This window comes from Nocardia sp. NPDC057455 (genome assembly GCF_042802775.1).
GTDB lineage: Bacteria > Actinomycetota > Actinomycetes > Mycobacteriales > Mycobacteriaceae > Nocardia.
The window spans coordinates 1-21,004 of sequence record NZ_JBHVDM010000048.1 but is presented as its reverse complement, the minus strand read 5'-3'; the positions used below and the strand labels follow the sequence as shown (position 1 = coordinate 21,004).

The window sequence follows — 21,004 nt, the reverse complement described above, 5'->3', positions numbered from 1 at the left end:
AATACCGCTCCGTACGGTTCGTACCGAGCGCCACCCGGTGGGCGATATGTCTCGCGATTTCCCCGCGCCGCCGACCGGAGGATCCACGGCAGCGGCGACCCCGGCCGACCGACGCGAGGTCGGCGGATCGACGCGCTCTAGAATCGCGGGGTGACCAGCGCAGCCCCTGACAACACGCGTAATCGTGCCGATGCCCTCCCCAAGAGCTGGACTCCCAGCGAGGTGGAGGCCGAGATGTACGAGCGCTGGGTAGCCGCGGGCTATTTCACCGCGGACCCGGACAGCGGCAAGCCGGCCTACTCGATCGTGCTGCCGCCGCCGAACGTCACCGGCACGCTGCACATGGGCCACGCGCTCGACCACACGCTGATGGACACGCTGTCGCGCCGCAAGCGTATGCAGGGCTACGAGGTGCTCTGGCTGCCCGGGATGGACCACGCGGGCATCGCCACCCAGACCGTGGTGGAAAAGCAGCTGGCGGTGGACGGCAAGACCAAGGAAGACTTCGGCCGCGAACTGTTCGTGCAGAAGGTCTGGGACTGGAAGCGGGAGTCCGGCGGCGCCATCCAATGGCAGATGCGCGCGCTCGGCGACGGCGTGGACTGGAGCCGGGACCGCTTCACCATGGACGAGGGCCTCTCGCGCGCCGTGCAGACCATGTTCAAGCGGCTCTACGACGCGGGCCTGATCTACCGCGCGGAGCGGCTGGTGAACTGGTCGCCGGAGCTGCGCACCGCGATCTCCGACATCGAGGTCAAGTACGAGGACGTGGAAGGCGAGCTGGTCTCGCTGCGCTACGGCTCGCTCGACGACGACGAGCCGCATGTCGTCGTGGCCACCACCCGGGTGGAGACCATGCTCGGCGATACGGCGGTGGCCGTGCATCCGGAGGACCCGCGGTACCGGGCCTTGCTCGGCACCACCTTGGAGCATCCGATCACCGGACGGCAGATCCCGATCATCGCCGACGACTACGTCGATCCCGAATTCGGTTCGGGCGCGGTGAAGATCACACCGGCGCACGACCCCAACGACTTCGAGATGGGTCTGCGGCACGGGCTGCCGATGCCGACGATCATGGACGAGCGCGGCCGGATCACCGGGACCGGCACCGAATTCGACGGCATGGACCGGTTCGAGGCGCGCGTCAAGGTGCGTGAGCGGCTCGCGCGGGAGAGCCGGGTGGTCGCCGAGAAGCGGCCGTACCTGCACAGCGTCGGGCACTCCGAGCGCACCGGCGAGCCGATCGAGCCGCGCCTGTCCATGCAGTGGTGGGTGAAGGTCGAGTCGCTGGCCGAGGCAGCCGGTGACGCCGTGCGCAGCGGCGACACCGTGATCCATCCCAAGAGCCAGGAGCCGCGCTGGTTCGACTGGGTCGACGACATGCACGACTGGTGCATCTCGCGTCAGCTGTGGTGGGGCCACCGCATCCCGATCTGGTACGGGCCCGAGGGCGAAGTGGTCTGCGTGGGGCCCGACGAGCAGGCGCCCGAGGGCTGGGTGCAGGACCCGGACGTGCTCGACACCTGGTTCTCCTCCGGCTTGTGGCCGTTCTCCACGATGGGCTGGCCGCACGCCACCGCCGAGCTCGGGAAGTTCTATCCCACCAGCGTGCTCGTCACCGGCTACGACATCCTGTTCTTCTGGGTGGCGCGGATGATGATGTTCGGCACCTATGTCGCCGAGGACGCCGCGCTGACCGTGGGCAAGGACGGTGCGCGACAGGTGCCGTTCAAGGACGTGTTCCTGCACGGCTTGATCCGCGACCAGTTCGGCAAGAAGATGTCCAAGTCGCGCGGCAACGGCATCGACCCGCTGGATTGGATCAACACCTTCGGCGCCGACGCCACGCGGTTCACCCTCGCGCGCGGCGCGCAGCCCGGCGGTGATCTCTCGGTCGGCGAGCCGCATGTGCTCGCCTCGCGCAGCTTCGTCACGAAGCTGTTCAACGCGACCAAGTTCGCGCTGATGAACGGCGCGCGGGTGGGCGATCTGCCCGATCGAGCACAGCTCACCGACGCCGACCGGTGGATCCTGGACCGGCTGGACGCGGTGCGCGCCGAAGCGGACGCCGCGTTCGACGCCTACGAGTTCGGAAAGGCGTGCGAGGCGCTCTACCACTTCGCCTGGGACGAGCTGTGCGACTGGTACCTGGAACTGGCCAAGGTGCAGTTCGCCGCCGACGGCGCCCGCGCCGAGGCGACCCAGCTGGTGCTCGGGTCCGTGCTCGACGCGGTGCTGCGCCTGCTGCACCCGGTGATCCCGTTCGTCACCGAGTCGTTGTGGCAGGCGCTGACCGGCGGCGAGTCGGTGGTGCTCGCGCCGTGGCCGCAGGCCTCCGGTGTGCCGGTGGATCAGGAAGCGGCGCAACGCGTCTCGGACACCCAGCGGTTGATCACGGAGATCCGGCGGTTCCGCAGCGATCAGGGCCTGGCGGACAAGCAGAAGGTCGCGGCCAAGCTGATCGGGGTCGAGGAGGCAGGGCTGGGCGAGCAGGAGGCGTCGGTGGCGAACCTGGCGCGGCTGACCGAGCCCGGCGCCGACTTCGCCGCGACCGCGTCGGTGGAGGTCCGCCTGAGCGCGGGGACGGTCACCGTGGAGCTGGACACCTCGGGCGCGGTCGACCTGGACGCCGAACGCCGGAGGCTGGAGAAGGACCTGGCCGCCGCGCAGAAGGAATTGCAGGGCACCGCGGCCAAGCTCGGCAACGAGGCGTTCCTGGCCAAGGCGCCCGAGCACGTGGTCGCCAAGATCCGCGGCAGGCAGCAGGTCGCCTCCGACGAGGTGGCGCGCATCGGGGCGCGACTGGCGGAGTTGAGCGGCAAGTGAACCACGAGCCGGAACCGCAATACGGCGACGACGAGCGCCGTGGCGGCGGAGCGCGGTTGGGCTCGGGCCCTTCCCCGGTGGAATTGGCCGAGATGGCGCTGGTCGAGGCAGAACTCGACCGGCGCTGGCCGGAGACCAAGATCGAGCCGTCGCTGACCAGGATCGTCACGCTGATGGACCTGCTCGGTTCGCCGCAGCAGAACTACCCGGCGATCCACATCGCGGGCACCAACGGCAAGACCTCGGTCACCAGGATGATCGACGCCCTGCTCACCGCGCTGCACCGGCGCACCGGCCGGATCACCAGCCCGCATCTGCAGCTGGCCACCGAGCGGATCAGCATCGACAACGCGCCGATCACCCCGGCCCGGTACGTGGAGATCTACCGCGAACTGCTGCCTTTCGTCGAGCTGATCGACAAGCAGTCGGCGGCCGCGGGTGGCCCTGCGATGAGCAAGTTCGAGGTGCTCACCGGCATGGCCTTCGCCGCCTTCGCCGAGGCACCGGTCGACGTCGCGGTCGTCGAGACGGGGATGGGCGGCACCTGGGATGCCACGAACGTCGTCGACGGGCAGGTAGCGGTGATCACACCGATCGGCCTGGACCACACCGAATACCTGGGCCCGGATCTGACCTCGATCGCGGGGGAGAAGGCCGGGATCATCAAGCGAGCCCCGGAGAGCCTGGTGCCGCGCGACAACGTCGCGGTGATCGCGGAGCAGGACCCCGAGGCGATGGAGGTGCTGTTGCGCCGCGCCGTGGCGGTGGACGCCGCGGTCGCGCGTGAGGGCGCCGAGTTCCGCGTGCTCGCCCGGCAGATCGCGGTGGGCGGGCAGCAACTCGAGTTGCAGGGCCTGGGCGGGGTGTACGACGAGATCTTCCTGCCGCTGCACGGCGAGCATCAAGCGCGCAACGCGGTGCTCGCGCTCGCGGCGGTGGAGGCGTTCTTCGGCGCGGGCGCGCAACGCAGACTGGACATCGACGCCGTGCGCGCCGGTTTCGCGAGCGTCACCAGCCCGGGGCGGCTGGAGCGGATGCGCAGCGCGCCGACCATCTTCATCGACGCCGCGCACAATCCGGCGGGGGCGCGAGCGCTGGCCGCCACGCTGTCCGAGGAGTTCGACTTCCGCAAGCTGGTCGGTGTGGTCGCGGTGCTCGGTGACAAGGACGCCGCCGGCATCCTCACCGCGCTGGAGCCGGTGTTCGACGAGATCGTCGTCACCAGCAACGGTTCGCCCCGCGCACTGGACGTGGAAACTCTCGCCGACCTCGCGGTGCAGCGGTTCGGGGACGAGCGCGTGGTCTCCGCCGCCACCCTGCCCGACGCGCTGGAGACCGCCATCGCGATCGCCGAAGAGGTGGGCGAGGCGGGTGAGATGGTGTCCGGCGCCGGGGTGGTGGTCACGGGATCGGTGGTCACGGCGGGCGCGGCCCGCGCGCTGTTCGGGAAGGACCCGGCGTGAGCGCCGGGCCCGTGGACGGCGGACCACGTGAGCATGGCGGGCCCGCGTCCGCCGAGAACCGCCGCACCAGCGCCGGACACCCCATGAGCCCGGCGGATGCCGAGGAGGGCACAGCATGAGCGAACCGGCCGACCGGGGCGAGCAATCGGTCCCCGCGCCCGCGACCGACCCGTGGAAGGGTTTTCGCGGGGTGATGGCGGGAACGTTGGTGCTCGAGGCGATCGTGGTGCTGCTCGCGCTGCCGGTGGTCGCCGACGTCGGCGGCGGGGTGACCTGGCTGTCCGGTACCTATCTCGTGGTTCTGGCGGTGGTGATGTTCCTCGGAGCGGGGGTGCAGCGCCGGTCCTGGGCGCTGCCGTTCAACCTCGGGCTTCAAGTGTTCGTCCTGCTGGGCGCGTTCATCCATCTGTCCATCGGCATCATCGGTGTGGTGTTCGGCGTGGTCTGGGGCTTCCTCCTGGTGCTGCGCGCCGACGTGCGCGGCCGGATGGAGAAGGGCCTGCTGCCCAGCCAGCGCATCCAGCGGCCATAGCCGCAGGGCACGCGGGCGCGGCGGCTGCGTCACCGGGATGCCGCTCGGTCCGACCGCTGGTGCACTGCCCGGAAGTGCGCCGGATAGGCTGTGCGCCGTGACTGAGCAGACGTTGGTACTCATCAAGCCGGACGGTGTGGCCCGTGGCCTTGTCGGCGAGGTGCTGGCACGAATCGAGCGCAAGGGCCTGAAGATCGCCGCCCTCGAACTGAAGCACGTATCGGAGGAACTGGCCGAGGGCCACTACGCCGAGCACGCCGAGAAGCCGTTTTTCGGGTCCCTGATCGAGTTCATCACCTCGGGCCCGGTCGTCGCGGCCATTCTGGAAGGCCCCCGCGCCATCGCCGCGTTCCGCCAGATCGCCGGCGGCACCGACCCGGTCGAGAAGGCCGTGCCCGGCAGCATTCGCGGGGATTTCGCTCTGGAGACCCAGGAGAACCTGGTCCACGGCTCCGATTCACCCGAATCGGCCAAGCGTGAGATCGCGCTCTGGTTCCCCGATCGGCCCGCCTGACCGAGTCTCGAGCGCCGTGCCCGCGCCGCCGCGACGGCTGTGTTCGCGTCGCCGGCCGGACCGAGTCGAGCGCCGATGGCGAACGCCCGGCGCGCGGTGTGGGATACTGGCATCGGCTGCTTTCGATGCCGACTGTTCGTGCAGGTGCGCGAACGAGAGGTGACGAGCGCAGCCGGATGACACCACGGTTCGATGCCGATCATCGCTGCCATGGACAAACGGCCTGGTCATAGGGTCGGCTGTTCGCGCAGGCACGCTGGATGAGCGCTCGCACCGCGGAGTTCAGCCATACAGCCAGGCGCCGCGTGACCAGTTAGCCCGAACGACGAACAACCGAGAGATAACCGGGCACGCGGGGCGAGACCACTTGAACTCGCGCCCACCGGGTGCGAGTCGAACGGACAGCGCCCCCGCGTCGGCCGCGTCACTCCCGCCGGGAGGGACGCGCCCGGGGGCCCGAGGAGACTTCGTGGCCGATCAAGAGCCGCTGGAAACAACATCACAGGATGCCGAACAATTGCCGGAGCGAATCCGAGTTCATGCACTCGCCAAGCTGCTGGGGGTAACGAGCAAGCGCATCCTGGCCAAGCTGACCGAGATGGGGGCGGACGCGCGCAGCGCCCAGTCGAACGTCGACCGGGCCGTCGCGGAGTCGGTGCGCGACGCCTTGGTGACGGTCGAGGCGGACGCCGCGACCGCGCAGCCCGCTACGGGGCAGGTAGAGACCCCTGCACCGGCGCAGACCGCCGAGCCCCCGGACGCCGCCACCGCCGGGCCGGCGACCGCCCCGGTCGCGGACGCACCACCGGCGGAACCCGGACGGGAAGCACCGGCCGACACGCCCTTCACCGGTGCGGGCGTCATCTTCTCCGCGCCGGAGGTGCCGGGCGCCACCCCGGTGCCGACCGGCACGTCGGCGACCCAGCACACGCAACTGTTCACGCACTCGGCGCGCCCGGAGCCGGAGCCGGTGGCCCCGGCGGTGTTCGAGTCCGCCGCTGTCGTGCAGGCGCCGCTGTTCCTGTCGCCCGACGCCGCGGTCGCGGAGCAGGCGCGTAAGCAGCGCCGCGCCGAGCGCGACACCCGGCGCACCGAGGAGCGGGCGCCCGAGCCCGCCGAGGAGGACGAGACCGAGGTCTCCGAGGACGAGACCGAGGCGGCCGACCAGCAGGATGACGCCGAAGGCCAACCGCGCCGCAGACGCCGCGGTCGCCGGGGGCGGGGTCGCGGCCGGGGCGAGCAGCAGTCCGACGACGGCGAGGAGAACGAGTCCGAGTCCGAAACCGAGGACGAGCCGGCTTCCGAAACCACCGAGTCCGCCGAGTCGGCGGAGTCCGATGAAACCGGCGAGGGCGAGGACGAGGACGGTGCGCCGGAAGGCTCCACTCGTCGTCGCCGTCGTCGCCGTCGTCGCAAGGTGGCCGGGGAATCGGGCGAGAACGAAGCGTCCGAGGACGATCCGCCGAACACGGTCGTGCACGAGCGCGAGCCGCGCAACAAGACCCGCACCCGCGCCGCCGCGGCCGACGAGGTCCAGGGCATCACCGGCTCCACCCGGTTGGAAGCCAAGCGGCAGCGCCGTCGCGACGGCCGCGAGGCGGGCCGCCGCCGTCCGCCGATTCTCACCGAGTCGGAATTCCTGGCGCGGCGCGAAGCCGTCGATCGCGTGATGGTCGTGCGCGAGAAGTCTTTCCCCGACCACCCCACCGCGACGCAGGTCGCCGTGCTCGAGGACAGCGTCCTGGTGGAGCACTTCGTGACGAGCACCGGTTCGGCGTCCATGGTGGGCAATGTCTACCTGGGCAAGGTGCAGAACGTGCTGCCCAGCATGGAGGCCGCGTTCGTCGATATCGGTCGCGGCCGCAACGGCGTGCTCTACGCCGGCGAGGTCAACTGGGAGGCCGCCGGGCTCGGCGGCAAGGAGCGCAAGATCGAACAGGCGCTCAAGCCGGGTGACCAAGTGCTGGTCCAGGTGAGCAAGGACCCGGTCGGCCACAAGGGCGCCCGGCTGACCACTCAGATCAGCCTGGCCGGGCGCTTCCTGGTGTACGTCCCCGGTGGTACCTCCACCGGGATCAGCCGCAAGCTGCCGGACACCGAGCGCAAGCGCCTGAAGGAGATCCTGCGCGACATCGTGCCCTCCGACGCCGGTGTGATCATCCGCACCGCCTCCGAAGGCGTCAGCGAGACCGAGTTGGCCCGTGACGTGGAGCGGCTGCAGGCCACCTGGCGCACGATCCAGCAGCAGACCGGCAAGGACAGCAACGCGCCCAAGACGCTCTACGAAGAGCCCGACCTGCTGGTCAAGGTCATCCGCGACCTGTTCAACGAGGACTTCTCGAAGCTGGTCATCGAGGGTGACCGGGCCTGGAGCACGGTGGAGAAGTACATCGGCACCGTCGCGCCGGACCTGCTCGCCCGGGTCGACCGGCACGAGAACAACGGCGTCGACGTGTTCGAGACCTACCGGATCGACGAACAGTTGGCCAAGGCGCTGGATCGCAAGGTGTGGCTGCCCTCCGGCGGCACCCTGGTGATCGACCGCACCGAGGCCATGACGGTGATCGACGTGAACACCGGCAAGTTCACCGGTTCCGGCGGCAGCAATCTGGAGGAGACCGTCACCAGGAACAACCTGGAGGCGGCCGAGGAGATCGTGCGCCAGATGCGGCTGCGCGACATCGGCGGCATGATCGTCGTCGACTTCATCGACATGGTGCTCGAGTCCAACCGCGACCTGGTGCTGCGCCGCCTGACCGAGGCGCTGGGCCGGGACCGCACCCGCCACCAGGTCTCCGAGGTCACTTCGCTGGGCTTGGTCCAGATGACCCGCAAGAAGCTGGGCACCGGCCTGGTCGAGGCGTTCTCCACCACCTGCGAGCACTGCCACGGACGCGGCATCCTCGTGCACGCCTACCCGGTGGAGACCGGTTCCGGTGAGGAGACCGCCGGACGCACCAAAGAGAGCGGTTCGCGCAGGCGTCGTGGCCGGGACAAGAGTGCGGCAGCACCGGCCCAGCCTGCCAACGGGTCGGGTCCCGTGGAAGAGCACACCGAGGAGGACGCGGCCGTCAAGCGGGCGCATCCGGTCGCGTTGGCGATGGCCGCGCACCACTCGGAGGAGACCGAGCAGGAGCCGGAACAGGCCGAGGAGATCGCCGCCGAGCCGCAGGGCGCGAGCGCCGACCGGCCGGCCGACGAGCGAGTGGTCACCGAGACCGTCGATGCCGCGGTGGCCGTGCCCGCCGAGGAGCCCGAGACCGAGCCCGCCGAAGTGGTCGAGGTCATCGAGGAAGTCGAAAAGGTCGAGCCGGTACCGGCGCAGGAGCCCGCCGCCGCCGTCGGCGCGTCCGTTCCGGCTGCCGAGCCCGAGCCCGTCTCGGCTCCGGCGTCCGTCCCGGCTGCGGAGCCCGCTCCGGCATCGGAGAACGGTGCCGCCGCCAACGGTGTCGCCGAACCGGGAGCGGCCCGTCCGGCTCGTCGCCGGAGGGTTGCCCGCTCGGCCGCCGCACCTGCCGCGGACAGTTCGGGAGCGGTGTTCGTGCTGCCCACCGGAGAGCAGGCGCCCGCACCCGCGATCGACTACTCCCAGCCGGCACCGGCCGAATTGCCGCAGCGTGGCCGGCCGCGCAGGCGGGCGGTCGGCCGCCCGGCAGGTGCGCCGGACGCGTCGCACTGAGTCGTCGCGCACGTTCCGTGGCCCCCGCCGGCGCATCCGGCGGGGGTCACGTGCGTCCCGGCAGCGAACCGGTGGCATGGCCGGGGAGCGGGGGTGGCCGCCGGTTTGGTCGTGGCGGTAGCCGTCCTGTAATCTTGGACAGTCGCTGCCCGGTGGCAACATGTTTTGTCTCCGTGGCCCGGTTCTCGACAGTTCGATACCGAGAGCCACCAGATGCCGAGGCGGTGGCGATTACCAGACCAGTCGTGTGGCGGTTTCCGGTGGCATCACACCGGAGGAGTCGCCGCGTGAGCGAGTGCCGAGCACTACAGGAAGAAGGGCAGCCGACCGATGGCAACGTACGCGATCGTCAAGACCGGCGGAAAGCAGTACAAGGTCGCGGTCGGTGACCTGGTGAAGGTCGAGAAGATCGAGGGCGCGCCGGGCACCGCCGTGGCGCTGAACCCGGTCCTCGTCGTCGATGGCGCCGAGCTGACCACCGACGCGGCCAAGCTGGCCGATATCTCCGTGGCCGCCGAGGTGGTCGAGCAGACCAAGGGCCCGAAGATCCGCATCCACAAGTTCAAGAACAAGACCGGCTACCACAAGCGCCAGGGTCACCGTCAGCCGCTGACGGTCCTGAAGGTCACCGGCATCAAGTAAGACATCCCGAGGAGAACCAGCTATGGCACACAAGAAGGGTGCGTCCAGCTCCCGGAACGGGCGTGATTCCAACGCCCAGCGACTCGGCGTCAAGCGCTTCGGCGGCCAGGCCGTCAAGGCGGGCGAGATCCTGGTGCGTCAGCGCGGCACCCACTTCCACCCCGGCGTGAACGTCGGCCGTGGCGGTGACGACACCCTGTTCGCCCTGGCGGCGGGCGCGGTCGAGTTCGGCACCAAGCGTGGACGCAAGACCGTCAACATCGTGGCCCCGGAGCCGGTTCAGGCCTGACCGCCGAACCACTTCCGGATACACAGCGAGCGGGTCAGGGTCTCGAAACCCTGGCCCGTTTTTCGTGTTTCCGAACGACCAGCCCTCAGTACGACCAGTCCCGAAGGAGGATGATTCGGCGTATGTCCAAGTTCATCGACCGCGTCGTACTACATGTGCGTGCGGGTAAAGGCGGCCACGGATGCGCTTCGGTGCACCGCGAGAAGTTCAAGCCGCTCGGCGGGCCGGACGGCGGCAACGGCGGCAACGGCGGAGACGTCATCCTCGAAGTCGACTCCAACGTGCACACCCTGCTGGACTTCCATTTTCACCCGCACGCGAAGGCAGGCAGCGGCAAGCCGGGTGAGGGCGGCAACCGAGACGGCAAGCAGGGCGCCGACCTGGTGCTGAAGGTGCCCGACGGCACCGTGGTACTCGACGACGACGGCAAGGTGCTCGTCGACCTGGTCGGTACCGGCAACCGCTTCATCGTCGCGCGTGGCGGTCGCGGCGGGCTCGGCAATGCCGCGCTGGCTTCGAAGGCCCGCAAGGCGCCGGGTTTCGCGCTGCTCGGCGAGGACGGTGAAGAACTCGACCTGGTTCTGGAGCTGAAGTCGGTCGCCGATGTCGGGCTCGTCGGCTTCCCTTCGGCGGGCAAGTCCTCGCTGGTCTCGGTGCTGTCGGCGGCGAAGCCGAAGATCGCCGACTACCCGTTCACCACGCTGGTGCCCAATCTCGGCGTGGTCGCCAGCGGCGACACCACCTTCACGGTCGCCGATGTGCCCGGACTGATCCCGGGCGCCAGCGAGGGGCGCGGACTGGGCCTGGACTTCCTGCGGCACCTAGAGCGCTGCGCGGTGCTCGCCCATGTGGTGGACTGCGCGACGCTGGAGCCGGGCCGCGACCCGGTGTCCGACGTCGACGCGCTCGAGGCCGAACTCGCCGCGTACAAGCCGGCGCTGAGCGCGGACGCCGTACTCGGCGACCTGGCGGGCAGGCCGCGTGTGGTGATCTTGAACAAGATCGACGTGCCCGACGCGGCCGAACTGGCCGAAATGGTGACCGCGGAGTTCACCGAACGCGGCTGGCCGGTGTTCGAGATCTCCGCGGTGAGCCGGGCCGGCTTGCGCACCCTGACCTTCGCCCTCGCCGACCTGGTGCGCCGGTACCGCGAGGAGCATCCGCAGGCCGCGCCCAAGCGCCCGGTCATCCGCCCCATCGCGGTGGACGACACCGGGTTCAGCGTGCTCGCCGACCCGGAGGAGCCGGGTGGTTTCATCGTGCGCGGCACCCGGCCGGAACGCTGGGTACGGCAGACCCAGTTCGACAACGACGAAGCCGTCGGTTACCTGGCCGACCGTCTGGCCCGCTTGGGCGTGGAAGACGAACTGGTGCGGCTGGGCGCGGAGCCGGGAGCGCCGGTGACCATCGGCGACGTGACGTTCGAATGGGAACCCCAGATCTCGGCGGGTGTCGACATGGTGCCCACCGGACGCGGCACCGACATCCGGCTGGAGCAGACCGACCGGGTCAGCGCTGCGGAGCGCAAGCACGCGTCCCGGGTGCGCCGCGGTTTGGTGCGGGAAGACGAGGAGTAGGAAGTGCACGACGGTCGAGTCGTCGTGCGCTCGCGGCGGGTGCCGCGTTCGGCGGGCTCGATCGCGGGCGGTCCGGGTGGGGCCGGGGCAGCGGCCCAGACTACTGTGGATTCGATTGTGGTGCAGAGAGTTCGGTGGCGATGCAGGTGAATTCGATTACCGCCGAGGCGGATTCGTCGGGCCTGAGTGAGGCCCGGCTGGCGATCGCGGCGGCGCGCCGGGTCGTGGTGAAGATCGGTTCGTCGGCACTGACCAGCCTGAAAGGCGGTCTGGACACCGCGCGGCTGGATCTGCTCGCCGACGCGGTGGAGGCTCGGATGCGCGCCGGATCCGATGTGGTGGTGGTGTCTTCGGGCGCGATCGGTGCGGGTATCGCGCCGCTCGGCTTGACCAGCCGCCCGCGCGATCTGGCGACCAAGCAGGCCGCGGCGAGCGTCGGGCAGCTGGCGCTCGCGCACGCGTGGGGCACGTCGTTCGCCCGCTACCACCGCACCGTCGGGCAGGTGCTGTTGAGCGCCGACGATTTCGCCCGCCGCGAGCACCACCGCAACGCGCAGCGCACCCTCGATCGCCTGCGCTCGCTCGGCGCGGTGGCCGTGGTGAACGAGAACGACACGGTCGCGACGGAGGAGATCCGCTTCGGCGACAACGACCGGCTCGCCGCGCTGGTTGCCCATCTGGTCGGCGCCGACGCGCTCGTGCTGCTGTCGGACGTGGCGGGCCTCTACGACGGTGACCCGCGTAAGGGCGCGGCCACGCTGATTCCCGAGGTGCGCAGCAGTGCCGATCTGGACGGCGTCATCGCGGGCAGTGGCGGTGCGCTCGGCACCGGCGGCATGGCGTCCAAGTTGTCTGCGGCGCGCTTGGCCGCGGACGCGGGCGTGCCGGTCCTGCTGGCCGCCGCCTCGTCGGCCGCCACCGCACTGACCACCGGCACCGTGGGCACCGCGTTCGCCGCCCGCCCGGTGCGCTTGTCGGCCCGTAAGTTCTGGGTCCGGCACGCCGCCGACAGCCGCGGCGCCCTGCTCATCGACGACGGCGCCGTCCAAGCGGTGGCACACCGGCGCCGATCGCTGCTCGCCGCCGGTATCGTCGGCGTCCGGGGCCGCTTCTACGGCGGTGACGTGGTGGACCTGATCGCCCCCGACAGTCGCGTCGTCGCCCGGGGCGTCGTCGAATACGACAGCACCGAACTGGAGGGTATGCTCGGCCGCTCCACCGCCGAACTCCCAGACACTATGCAACGCCCGGTCATCCACGCCGACGACCTGGTCAAGGTCTGATCCCGCACCGACTGCGGGCAGGTCGCGCGTAGCCACGCGCTCGTTCGGCCCCGACACGACCCCACCGGGCCTGACCTGGGAACTCATCTGCTCGTCCACCCCAGCTGAACGTGATCGCGAGGCCGGGCGGCTCGATCACGGCAATGCGGTGTTCTACGAGCCGGTGGCCGTCGCGGCGACGCGAGGCGGTTCTGGACGTGCTCGCCACCGGCCGACTTCGGGTTGCTCGGTGACGGCCGGGAGCTGTCGAGACGGCGTAGTGACATCGTCCGCATCCAGGGTGCGCGGTACGGGGGCGATGAGTTGGTCGCATCGTAGTCTGCGTGCCGGTTGAGATCGTCGCTCGGCACGGGGAGCACCCGGAGGTCGCGTGATAGTGCGATGGGGGCGGCGCGGGTTGTCTGCGGACTGTGTCCCTTTCGGCCGCGGAGGTCGGCAAGGCAGGACACGATAGTTCGCGGCAGCGCCCGGCACTGTGCTGCCGTGAACTGCCCGCCACGGTGTGGGGACCGGGTCGGCGGACCGGCCCGTCAGGACGGGACGACGCCCGGTTGGTTGGTCGTCGGTATCTGCTGCTGATTGCCTTCCACCGGTCCGGTGACGCCGGGTTGGCCACCCGGGTCGGGCAGTGGGACCCCTGGCCCGGACGGGCCGGGAGCCGGGGGTTGCGCGGGAGCCGGGGGTTGCGCGGGTGGAGGTGGCGGCGGGCTCGGCGGCTGTGTCTGAGGCGGACTCGGCGGTTGCGCCGGTTCGGGGGCTTGCGGTGGTGCGGGTGGAGGTGGTGGCGGCACCGACGGGCTCGGTGGTTGCGCCGGCTCCGGATTCTGCGGTGGCGGTGGGGGCGCTGACGAACTCGGCGGTTGCGCCGGCTCCGGATTCTGCGGTGGCGGTGGGGGCGCTGACGAACTCGGTGGTTGCGCCGGCTCCGGATTCTGCGGTGGCGGTGGGGGCGCTGACGAACTCGGTGGTTGCGTCGGTTCGGGAACCTGTGGCGAGGTCGGTTCGGCCGGAGGTGGCGGCGCGGACGAGTTCGGCGGTTGCACGGGCTCCGGAATGTCCGGCGCGGGAGAAGGACTCGGCGGAGCCGGTGCGGTCGAGGGCGCCTGCTGTGTCTGCGGCACCGGCTCGGGGGACGGGGACGGCGCTTGCTCAGGCGACGGTGTGGGTTCCGGCGTCGGTGTCCGAGTGGACGGAGTCGGCGTCGGCGTCGGCGTCTCGGTGGAGGGGGCCTGCTGCGGCGACGGAGTCTGCTGGGTGGGTGGCGCCGAGGGAGTCTGCTGCGCGTCCGGCGCCGGTTGGGTGGGTGGTGCGGGCGGGTGGGACGGCGCGGACGACTCCGGAGCGTCGGGTCCGGGCTGTGTGGTATCAGGTGCTGGTTGCGTTGTGTTCGGGGAGGATTCGTCTTCCGGCAGCACCGGCTCGGGGGTCGAGTACTTCGGGGTGCCGGGGGAGAGCGCCTGCGGTGCGGCCGGCGCCGTGAGAACGGGTGGTTCGGGCAGCGCGGGCACGCCGGTTCCCGCCGCGGAATAGGCGGGCTTGTAGACCATGTTCATCGCGAGCACGGCTTCTTGGCGCAGCGCCTCCTGCGCCATCTGCGCGTTGATGACGTGCGCCGCCTCCAACAGTTGCGCGATCGCGCCGACCGGGCCGGAAGCGCCCGGCGGCACCACCGCGAGTTTCACCGCCTCGGCGGCCGCGGCGACCCCGCCGAGGCGGGCGCCCACTTGCCCCAGCACCGCGGCCAGCTCGTCGGCCGCCGCCGCGAAACTGCGCGCGCAGGCCTGCGCGGCGTCGGCGGCGGCGCCTGCCCAGTCGGCCGAATCCATCACGCGATCCACACCGCCGCGGGTGAGCGGGAACGACGTGGTGAGCGCTCCTGCCGCCTCGAGCCAGATCGTCGAGGCGCGCAGCACCTGCGCGGCGTCGATCTGCTGTGCCTTCGCGTAGATCTCCTCGTGCCGCAGGGACTCGAAATGCTCCATCGAGCTGATGTAGGTGGGATCGGAGCCGCTCATCGGGGCAACCTCGTCTGGACTGCGCGCAGGGCTGCGGCGCCGGCGGCGTCGGCTTCTTCGAACAGTCCTCCGCTGATCAGGAAGGCTTCCTTCATGCGGTAGGCCGCTTCGATGTAGTGGTCGAGTAGTGCCGCCGCATCTCGCGCTTTGTGGCTGAAACCGGCCTGCAATTGCTGTGCGGAGACGAATCCACCGAAACCGCCGAGGTCTTCGGCGGATCGGAGGCGCTGCTGTAGGTGGAGCAGACGATCTGCCTGTCTGTCGTACATTTCGGCGCACTGCCGAGCCGCCGCCGGGTCGAACCGGACGGTCCCCGTCCGGGCGGCGTCCTTGAATCGGGCGATATCGGCTCGGCTGGTCTCGATCGTCATCGCTCACCCCTGAGATCGGTCGGTCCGCCCCAGACTAACCGGAAGCCCGGTGCCGGGTCAGCAATAGTCGGCGGCCACGGCCGCGAAAACGAGCTATACCGGTATGCGCTTTTGCAATTGGAGGGCGATCTGCTCGGGGGAGGCGGGAGCGATGCGCACTTCGTCGCCCGCTTTGATCAGGTATCTTCCGTCGTCGCGCACGTCGATCCAGGTGTAGTGGATCGCTGCGGGAGGGGTCGGACGATCCAGCCGCGGTTCGATTCTGATGTGGCCTTCAGCGGTATGCGGTTCGAGCAGTAGCTTGCGGATTCGCGGCGCGGCCTGTTGCCGCGCGGGCACCGTCTCCTGGTCGCGTACCGCGGCACCGGACGCGACCCGCGCGGGTTCGCGCCCCGCCGGTGTCCTCGGCAGCAGCGCCGCGATCCGTCGGCCCAGTTTGGTGCTGTGGCCGATCGAAACGCGCACGCGACCACCGAAATCCGGGCTCGTACCGGGCTCCTGCACCGCGAGCACGGCGCGGTCGTAGATGGCGGCGGCCAGCAAGCGTAGTTCACTGCCCGGCTGGTGTGTGCCGCCGATCGCCACGATCCTGGTGTGCGGCTTCGCCAGGATGCGCAGGCAGGCCGACAGGTCGGGGTCGGAGCGCAGCGGCAGCCGTTCGGCGAGGGCGATGCGCAACTTCTCGGCTTCGTCCTCGGTGCGGGGCGTCTCCAGGATGCGCAGCGGGTAGGGGTGGCGGTCCAGGTCGGTCTCGCGCCAGATATAGGCGAACTCGTCCGGAGTGAAGGTCCATTCCACGGCCGAATCACATCCTCACCGAAACCGCCAATGCTGCTCGTAGCCTAGCGGTCTCGACGCCCGGACAAGAGATGTACCGCAGGGGCGGCTACGGCCTGCCGGCATCCATCCTGAAAAACCGTGATTTCGAGGCGGTGTCGTGCTCGACCGTCTCATCCGGTTCTGCTGGAATATCCGAAAGGCTTCGGGGCGCGTGGGCGAAGTGGAAGCCCGCACGGCAACAACCGGATATGGCTGAGATCTGCCGAGGAGGGATTGCGGTGCACACCACGATACGGCGAGTGGGCGCGGGAACCGTTCTGCTGTTCCTCGCGGGAGGTCTCTGGGCCGGAGCCGGATCAGCAGGAGCGGACCCGGCCGGCTGCTATGTCGACCGCGGCGTCACCGACGCGGCCGCCCTGTGCCACAGCGGTGAAGGAGCGTCGGTGCTCGAGGCCGAATGTCTGGGCTTCTTCCTGCCGTCGGGCCGGTCCGGGCCGGTATTCGGCTACTACAGCGGCTTCGAATCGCAGCAGACGCCGGTCGGCAAGCCGATGCGGGTCACCTGCGTGGCCGACGGCGCCGTGGGGATCGCCACCCTCGCGTTCGTCGTCCCCGCCACGGCGCCGTAGAGACCTGTCGGCGAGAGCCCTTCGGCTACACGGTCCGCAAGGCGGCGGTCAGCTCGGCCGGGCCTCGAGCACGTTGTCCGGGGATGCCGTCGGCACGCGTCTGGTCAGCGTGAATCCGTGCCGGGCGAGGAACTCGCGGTACTCGGCCTCGGTGCGTTCCCGGCCGCCCGCGTTGACCAGCATCTCCAGGTCGATGTACTTGCTCGGGTCCGGCGCGGTGTGTTCGGGGACGACCAGTTCGACAAGCAGCAACCGGGCGTCGGGCTCCATGGCCGCACGCAGTGTGCGCAGAATGCGCCCGGCGTCCGGGTCGGCCCAGTCGTGCAGGATGTGCTTGAGGATGTAGGCATCGCCCCCTTTGGGGACGCTGTCGAAGAACGATCCGCTGTGCACCGCGCAACGATCGGCGAGACCGAGTTCGGCGAGCCGAGCGGGCGCGTCGGCCACCACCTCGGGCAGGTCGAACAGGATGCCGCGCGATCGTGGTGCCCGGCGCAGGATTTCGGTGAGCAGCGCCCCTTCGCCCGCGCCCACGTCGACCAGGGTCTCGTAGCGGCCGAAATCGTAGGCCGCGAACAGCGGTTCCATCGCCAGGCTGCTGATGCTGGTCATCGCACGGTCGAACAATTCGCCGAGTTCGCGGTCGTGCTGGACGTAGTCGAAGAACGGCATCCCGTCGAGCTTCTCGCCGACCGGCTCACCGGTGCGCACCGCTTCCACCAGATGCGACCAGTGATTGCGGTGCCCGGGCGAACCGAAGAACAGCACGGCATCGCGCAACGACACGTCGGCGTCGCGGCGCAGGGCTCGTGCCATCGGCGTCAGCGCGTAGCGCCCGTCGCGCTGCTGGGTGAAGATGCCGTGACTGATCAATAGCCGCAGCAATCGCCGCAGCGCGTCCTCGTCGGCGCCGACCGCCGCCGCGAGTTCCGCCCCGGACCGTGGTCCCGCCGCGAGTTCGTCGGCCACACCCAGCACCGCGGCCGCGTGGATGGCCTGCGTGATCCACCCGGCGGCGATCAATTCCATCAGTGCGACGTGGCCGGGCACCAGCTTGCGAAACGCGAGGGCCAAGGCGCCGCGCACCGACTCGACGGCCCGCACCAGCGGCAGCGGAGGGATTCTCGGTCGGTCGGACGCCACTGCGACTCCATCCGTCGAAGGTCGGCACTCTGCGCGCTTGTCTAGGAGGGTACGTCGCGGCCGGATTCGCTGCGCTGTTTCTCTCGCTCGGCCGCCGTCGCGAGGTAGTCGCCGAGTTCGCGGCGCAGCGTGACGTCCAATGAGCGCGCGAGCGTGGCGTGCACCGAGGCGACCGCCAGTTCACGCATCTTGTTGAGCATCGTTGTGGTCTCGGCGATTTCGCCGCTGGTGTCGGGCATCCAGCCGGGGCCGCGCTCGTCGATGATGTGCTGCTTGGCGGCGGTGATCATGATGTGCGTGATGTCATCGATCCGGTCGGCCACCTTGGCGTAGATCTCGATGAGCGTGCGCAGTTCGAGCCCGTACTCGTGCAACTCGGCGAACGAGGTGAGCAGCTGGGTGTCGGTGAATACCACCGTGTCGCCCTCCAGCCGGACCAATTTCATCTCGCGCAGCCGGTCGACCAGCTCGTCGGCGTCGGCGCCGAGGATGGTGCCGATCAGCTCGCGGGGCACTTCGAAGGTCTCGTCCTTGGCCCAGGACGCCGTCACGGCGTGTTGCAGGCCGAGCACCTCGGTCAGGTCCTTGCCGGTCTCCCAGCTGGTGATGAAGTCGCCGATGTGCGCGGTGGTGAAGCCGCGCTGCAGCAGCGCGTCGATCAGGCGCAGCCGCTCGAGGTGCGCGTCGTCGTAGATGCTGGCCCGGCCGTCCTTGCCGACCGGCGGCGGCAGCAGCCCGCGTTCCTGATAGGCGCGCACGTTGCGGGTGGTGGTGCCCGCGGCGCGCGCGAGGTCATCGATCCGGTACTCCGGCGTCGATCTCACCTCCCTCGCTGACCGGGGCGCCGATGGACCGGCGGCGCGCCGCTGAACTCCGTGTGGACCGAGTCTATCGTCCGCGCCGCCGGTCTCCCGGCACCTAGGAAACCGGTGCCATCCGTTGTCGCCGCTGGTCGGCGGTCTGCTCGACGACGAGGTAGTCGTCGAGATCGACCGCGCGCAGCTGATGGACGTACTGCGTGGCGAAGCCCGGATACATCGTCGCGTTGAAGCCGTCCTCGGTGAGGTACCAGCTGCGGCATCCCGAGTTCCAGGTCGTGGCGGAGAGCCTGCGCTGGATGGCGGCGTTGTAGCGATCCTGCCGATCCTGTCGCACGTCCAGCATGCGCAGGTCGCGGTCCAGGATGACGCCGATCGCGCCGACGAGGTAGTCGATCTGGGCTTCCATGTAGACCAGCGCCGAGTTGTGCCCCGGCCCCGAATTGGGGCCGAAGGTGAGATACAGGTTGGGATATCCGGAGACCGCGACGCTCTTGAATGCGTAGGCTCCACGCGCCCATTCGTCCGCGAGAATCCGGCCGTCGCGCCCGGTCACCGGAATGGGCGTCCCCGTCTTGGAGACGTCGAACCCCGTCGCGAACACGATGCAATCCGCCTGGTGTTCGATGCCTTCCGCGGTGCGGATGCCGTGCTCGGAGATCCGGGCGATCGGCCAGGTGATCAGCTTGCAGTTGTCCCGTTGCAGGGCGGGGTAGTAGTCGTCGGTCATCAGCAGGCGTTTACAGCCGGCCCGGAAGTCCGGGGTGAGCTGGCGGCGCAGCCATGGGTCCTTGACCTGCCTGCGCAGCTGGGCCTTGCCGACCAGCTCGACCACCCTGGTCAGCGGCGTGTTCCAGACCACGCCCAGCGCCACCGACTCGTGTCCGTAGAACCAGGCGCGCCGGGCCAGCTGTTCCGCGGCGGGCACGCGGCGGTAGAGCTCTTTGGTCAGGCCGTTGGTCTGCCGGTTGACCCGCGGCAGCACCCAGCCGGGCGTGCGCTGGAACACCTTCACCGAGGCGGCCTTGTCGACCAGCTCCGGAATGATCTGGACCGCACTGGCCCCGGTGCCGACGACCGCGACTCGCTTGCCGGTGAAGTCGTAGTCGTGATCCCAGCGAGCGCTGTGGATCTTGTGACCCTGGTAGGTCTCGATGCCACGGATGTCCGGGAGACTGGCGTTGGCCAGTGGCCCGGACGCCAGCACTACGGTGCGGGCGAGGATCGGGTCCGCGTGGCCCTCGATCGCGATCTGCCAGACTCCGGCCTGTTCGTCGAACACGACGCCGGTGACGTTGTGCCCGAAGCGGAGGTGCGGTCCGAGCCGGAATTCCGCGGTCATCGCCTCGATGTAGCCGAGGATCTCGTTGCTTCCGGAGTAGGTGCGCGACCAATCCGGGTTCGGCGCGAAACTGTAGGAGTACAACCGCGAGGGAATGTCGCACGCCGCACCGGGATAGGTGTTGTCGCGCCATGTGCCGCCGATCGCGGTGCCGCGCTCGAAGATCGCGAAATCGTGGATGCCGCGCTGCTTCAGCCGGATGGCCGTGCCGATTCCGGCGAACCCGCCGCCGATCACGGCGACGTCGAGGGTGTGTGTGCTCATCGGGTCCCCTGTCATGCCGCGGGCTCGTAGGTCAGTTCCTTCGACCAGGTCGGGTTGGTGCGCAGCAGTGCCCTCGGCAGCAATCCGGTGATCTTCACCAGCGCGTCGGCCACCAGGTGATAGGGGTGGCCGCGGTCGATCACCCAGCCGCCGTGCGTCTTCACGATCTGGTACATCGGCAACCGGCGCGCGAATTCGCTGCGCTCGCCGACGTTCGCGTACCGCTTGAGCGCGCCGTAGAGCTTCTCCTCGTCGACACCCATCGCGACGATGTTGTCGCGCATCTTGTTCAGCAGCGGCACATAGCTCAGCACGCCGATGATCAGCGAGGGCTTGGCCCAGCCGCCGACCAGGTCGATGAACAGCTTGCGCGCCTCCGCGTGCCCGAGCAGATCCATCACGGCGAAATCGACGGCCAGGTGCCGGGATTCGTCGGAGTTGATCTTCTTGAACGCCTCCTGGCAGACCGGGTCCTCGATCTCGTCCATGATGAACTTGATCAGGGCGCCGTCCAGCGCGACCTCCAGCATCGGGATCACGGTGCCGAGGAACGACAGTGACATGTCGTCGGAGTACTTGTCCAGGAAGTCGATCACCAGCTTGACGTTCACGTTCGGCTGCGGGATCTCGTCGCCGTCGAGCATGCCCCACCGGCGCATCAGCGCCAGCTCGGCGTTGGCGTGCTTCTGCTCCTCGGCGTGGAAGTAGCGGTAGATCTCCCGCAATGTCTCGGTCGGCGTGATGTTCCCCCGGTTTTCCGGAGTTGGTTTGCTTGACTCTTGGTCACGAAGTCGTCGAAGGAGACTTGTTCGTGCCAAGGCGTTATCCCGAGGA

The 21,004-nt window shown here is 69.6% G+C and carries 16 protein-coding genes and 1 pseudogene; 10 read left to right on the top strand and 7 right to left on the bottom strand.

What is annotated here, in order from left to right:
* The first annotated feature begins 150 nt into the window (after positions 1-150).
* From ACFU5M_RS20385 to proB, 9 genes are all read left to right on the top strand, one after another.
* Positions 151-2,829 carry a valine--tRNA ligase gene (locus tag ACFU5M_RS20385; protein ID WP_379051375.1) on the top strand — a complete coding sequence of 893 codons (2,679 nt, stop codon included), beginning with the start codon at positions 151-153 and terminating at the stop codon, positions 2,827-2,829.
* A gap of 92 nt (positions 2,830-2,921) precedes the next feature.
* A complete protein-coding gene (locus ACFU5M_RS20380) occupies positions 2,922-4,292 on the top strand; it encodes a bifunctional folylpolyglutamate synthase/dihydrofolate synthase (protein ID WP_379051443.1) in 1,371 nt (456 codons plus the stop codon).
* 115 nt (positions 4,293-4,407) lie between these two features.
* The gene (locus tag ACFU5M_RS20375; protein WP_379051372.1) at positions 4,408-4,824 is read left to right on the top strand and encodes a DUF4233 domain-containing protein; all 417 of its coding nucleotides are present in this window, start codon (positions 4,408-4,410) and stop codon (positions 4,822-4,824) included.
* A 97-nt stretch (positions 4,825-4,921) separates the two neighbouring features.
* On the top strand, positions 4,922-5,338 hold the full coding sequence (ndk, locus tag ACFU5M_RS20370) for a nucleoside-diphosphate kinase (RefSeq protein ID WP_063053963.1): 417 nt from the start codon (positions 4,922-4,924) through the stop codon (positions 5,336-5,338).
* A gap of 469 nt (positions 5,339-5,807) precedes the next feature.
* The gene (locus ACFU5M_RS20365) at positions 5,808-9,017 is read left to right on the top strand and encodes a translation initiation factor IF-2 N-terminal domain-containing protein (protein WP_379051369.1); all 3,210 of its coding nucleotides are present in this window, start codon (positions 5,808-5,810) and stop codon (positions 9,015-9,017) included.
* Positions 9,018-9,347: 330 nt separating this feature from the next.
* Positions 9,348-9,659 (top strand): 50S ribosomal protein L21, encoded by a 312-nt coding sequence (gene rplU / locus ACFU5M_RS20360; RefSeq protein ID WP_062977502.1) that lies wholly within the window; start codon positions 9,348-9,350, stop codon positions 9,657-9,659.
* Between the two features lie 22 nt (positions 9,660-9,681).
* The gene (rpmA, locus tag ACFU5M_RS20355) at positions 9,682-9,948 is read left to right on the top strand and encodes a 50S ribosomal protein L27 (RefSeq protein WP_379051365.1); all 267 of its coding nucleotides are present in this window, start codon (positions 9,682-9,684) and stop codon (positions 9,946-9,948) included.
* Positions 9,949-10,070: 122 nt separating this feature from the next.
* Positions 10,071-11,525: a GTPase ObgE gene (obgE, locus tag ACFU5M_RS20350; RefSeq protein ID WP_379051362.1), complete on the top strand. Its 1,455-nt coding sequence runs from the start codon at positions 10,071-10,073 to the stop codon at positions 11,523-11,525.
* 182 nt (positions 11,526-11,707) lie between these two features.
* The gene (gene proB, locus ACFU5M_RS20345; RefSeq protein WP_379051441.1) at positions 11,708-12,808 is read left to right on the top strand and encodes a glutamate 5-kinase; all 1,101 of its coding nucleotides are present in this window, start codon (positions 11,708-11,710) and stop codon (positions 12,806-12,808) included.
* 530 nt (positions 12,809-13,338) lie between these two features.
* On the opposite strand, the gene ACFU5M_RS20340 is transcribed toward proB, so the two are convergent.
* From ACFU5M_RS20340 to ACFU5M_RS20330, 3 genes are all read right to left on the bottom strand, one after another.
* Positions 13,339-14,823: a hypothetical protein gene (locus ACFU5M_RS20340; RefSeq protein ID WP_379051359.1), complete on the bottom strand. Its 1,485-nt coding sequence runs from the start codon at positions 14,821-14,823 to the stop codon at positions 13,339-13,341.
* Complete coding sequence (locus ACFU5M_RS20335; protein WP_379051357.1) at positions 14,820-15,194, bottom strand: hypothetical protein; 375 nt, start codon at positions 15,192-15,194, stop codon at positions 14,820-14,822. The genes ACFU5M_RS20340 and ACFU5M_RS20335 overlap by 4 nt, the downstream gene beginning before the upstream one ends.
* 93 nt (positions 15,195-15,287) lie before the next feature.
* Positions 15,288-15,992 carry an ESX secretion-associated protein EspG gene (locus tag ACFU5M_RS20330; RefSeq protein WP_379051354.1) on the bottom strand — a complete coding sequence of 235 codons (705 nt, stop codon included), beginning with the start codon at positions 15,990-15,992 and terminating at the stop codon, positions 15,288-15,290.
* A gap of 260 nt (positions 15,993-16,252) precedes the next feature.
* Between ACFU5M_RS20330 and ACFU5M_RS20325 the strand changes: the two genes are divergently transcribed.
* A complete protein-coding gene (locus tag ACFU5M_RS20325) occupies positions 16,253-16,603 on the top strand; it encodes a hypothetical protein (RefSeq protein ID WP_379051352.1) in 351 nt (116 codons plus the stop codon).
* Between the two features lie 48 nt (positions 16,604-16,651).
* Here ACFU5M_RS20325 and ACFU5M_RS20320 read toward each other — a convergent pair whose 3' ends face one another.
* The 4 genes and pseudogenes from ACFU5M_RS20320 to ACFU5M_RS20305 form a co-directional block, all read right to left on the bottom strand.
* Positions 16,652-17,746, bottom strand: a complete 1,095-nt coding sequence (locus tag ACFU5M_RS20320) for a methyltransferase (protein ID WP_379051348.1) — start codon at positions 17,744-17,746, stop codon at positions 16,652-16,654.
* A 41-nt stretch (positions 17,747-17,787) separates the two neighbouring features.
* Complete coding sequence (locus ACFU5M_RS20315) at positions 17,788-18,570, bottom strand: MerR family transcriptional regulator (RefSeq protein WP_379051346.1); 783 nt, start codon at positions 18,568-18,570, stop codon at positions 17,788-17,790.
* Between the two features lie 94 nt (positions 18,571-18,664).
* Positions 18,665-20,170, bottom strand: coding sequence for a flavin-containing monooxygenase (locus ACFU5M_RS20310; RefSeq protein ID WP_379051344.1), 1,506 nt, complete (start codon positions 20,168-20,170; stop codon positions 18,665-18,667).
* Positions 20,171-20,181: 11 nt separating this feature from the next.
* Positions 20,182-20,907: pseudogene (locus ACFU5M_RS20305) on the bottom strand (ferritin-like domain-containing protein); the annotation flags it as partial.
* Between the last annotated feature and the right edge of the window lie 97 nt (positions 20,908-21,004).

Coding starts and splice junctions, on each gene's coding strand:
- ACFU5M_RS20380 (WP_379051443.1), top strand. CDS start 2,922: ATGGCGCTGGTCGAGGCAGAACTCGACCGGCGCTGGCCGGAGACCAAG.
- ACFU5M_RS20375 (WP_379051372.1), top strand. CDS start 4,408: ATGAGCGAACCGGCCGACCGGGGCGAGCAATCGGTCCCCGCGCCCGCG.
- rplU (WP_062977502.1), top strand. CDS start 9,348: ATGGCAACGTACGCGATCGTCAAGACCGGCGGAAAGCAGTACAAGGTC.
- rpmA (WP_379051365.1), top strand. CDS start 9,682: ATGGCACACAAGAAGGGTGCGTCCAGCTCCCGGAACGGGCGTGATTCC.
- obgE (WP_379051362.1), top strand. CDS start 10,071: ATGTCCAAGTTCATCGACCGCGTCGTACTACATGTGCGTGCGGGTAAA.
- ACFU5M_RS20340 (WP_379051359.1), bottom strand. CDS start 14,823: ATGAGCGGCTCCGATCCCACCTACATCAGCTCGATGGAGCATTTCGAG.
- ACFU5M_RS20335 (WP_379051357.1), bottom strand. CDS start 15,194: ATGACGATCGAGACCAGCCGAGCCGATATCGCCCGATTCAAGGACGCC.
- ACFU5M_RS20310 (WP_379051344.1), bottom strand. CDS start 20,170: ATGAGCACACACACCCTCGACGTCGCCGTGATCGGCGGCGGGTTCGCC.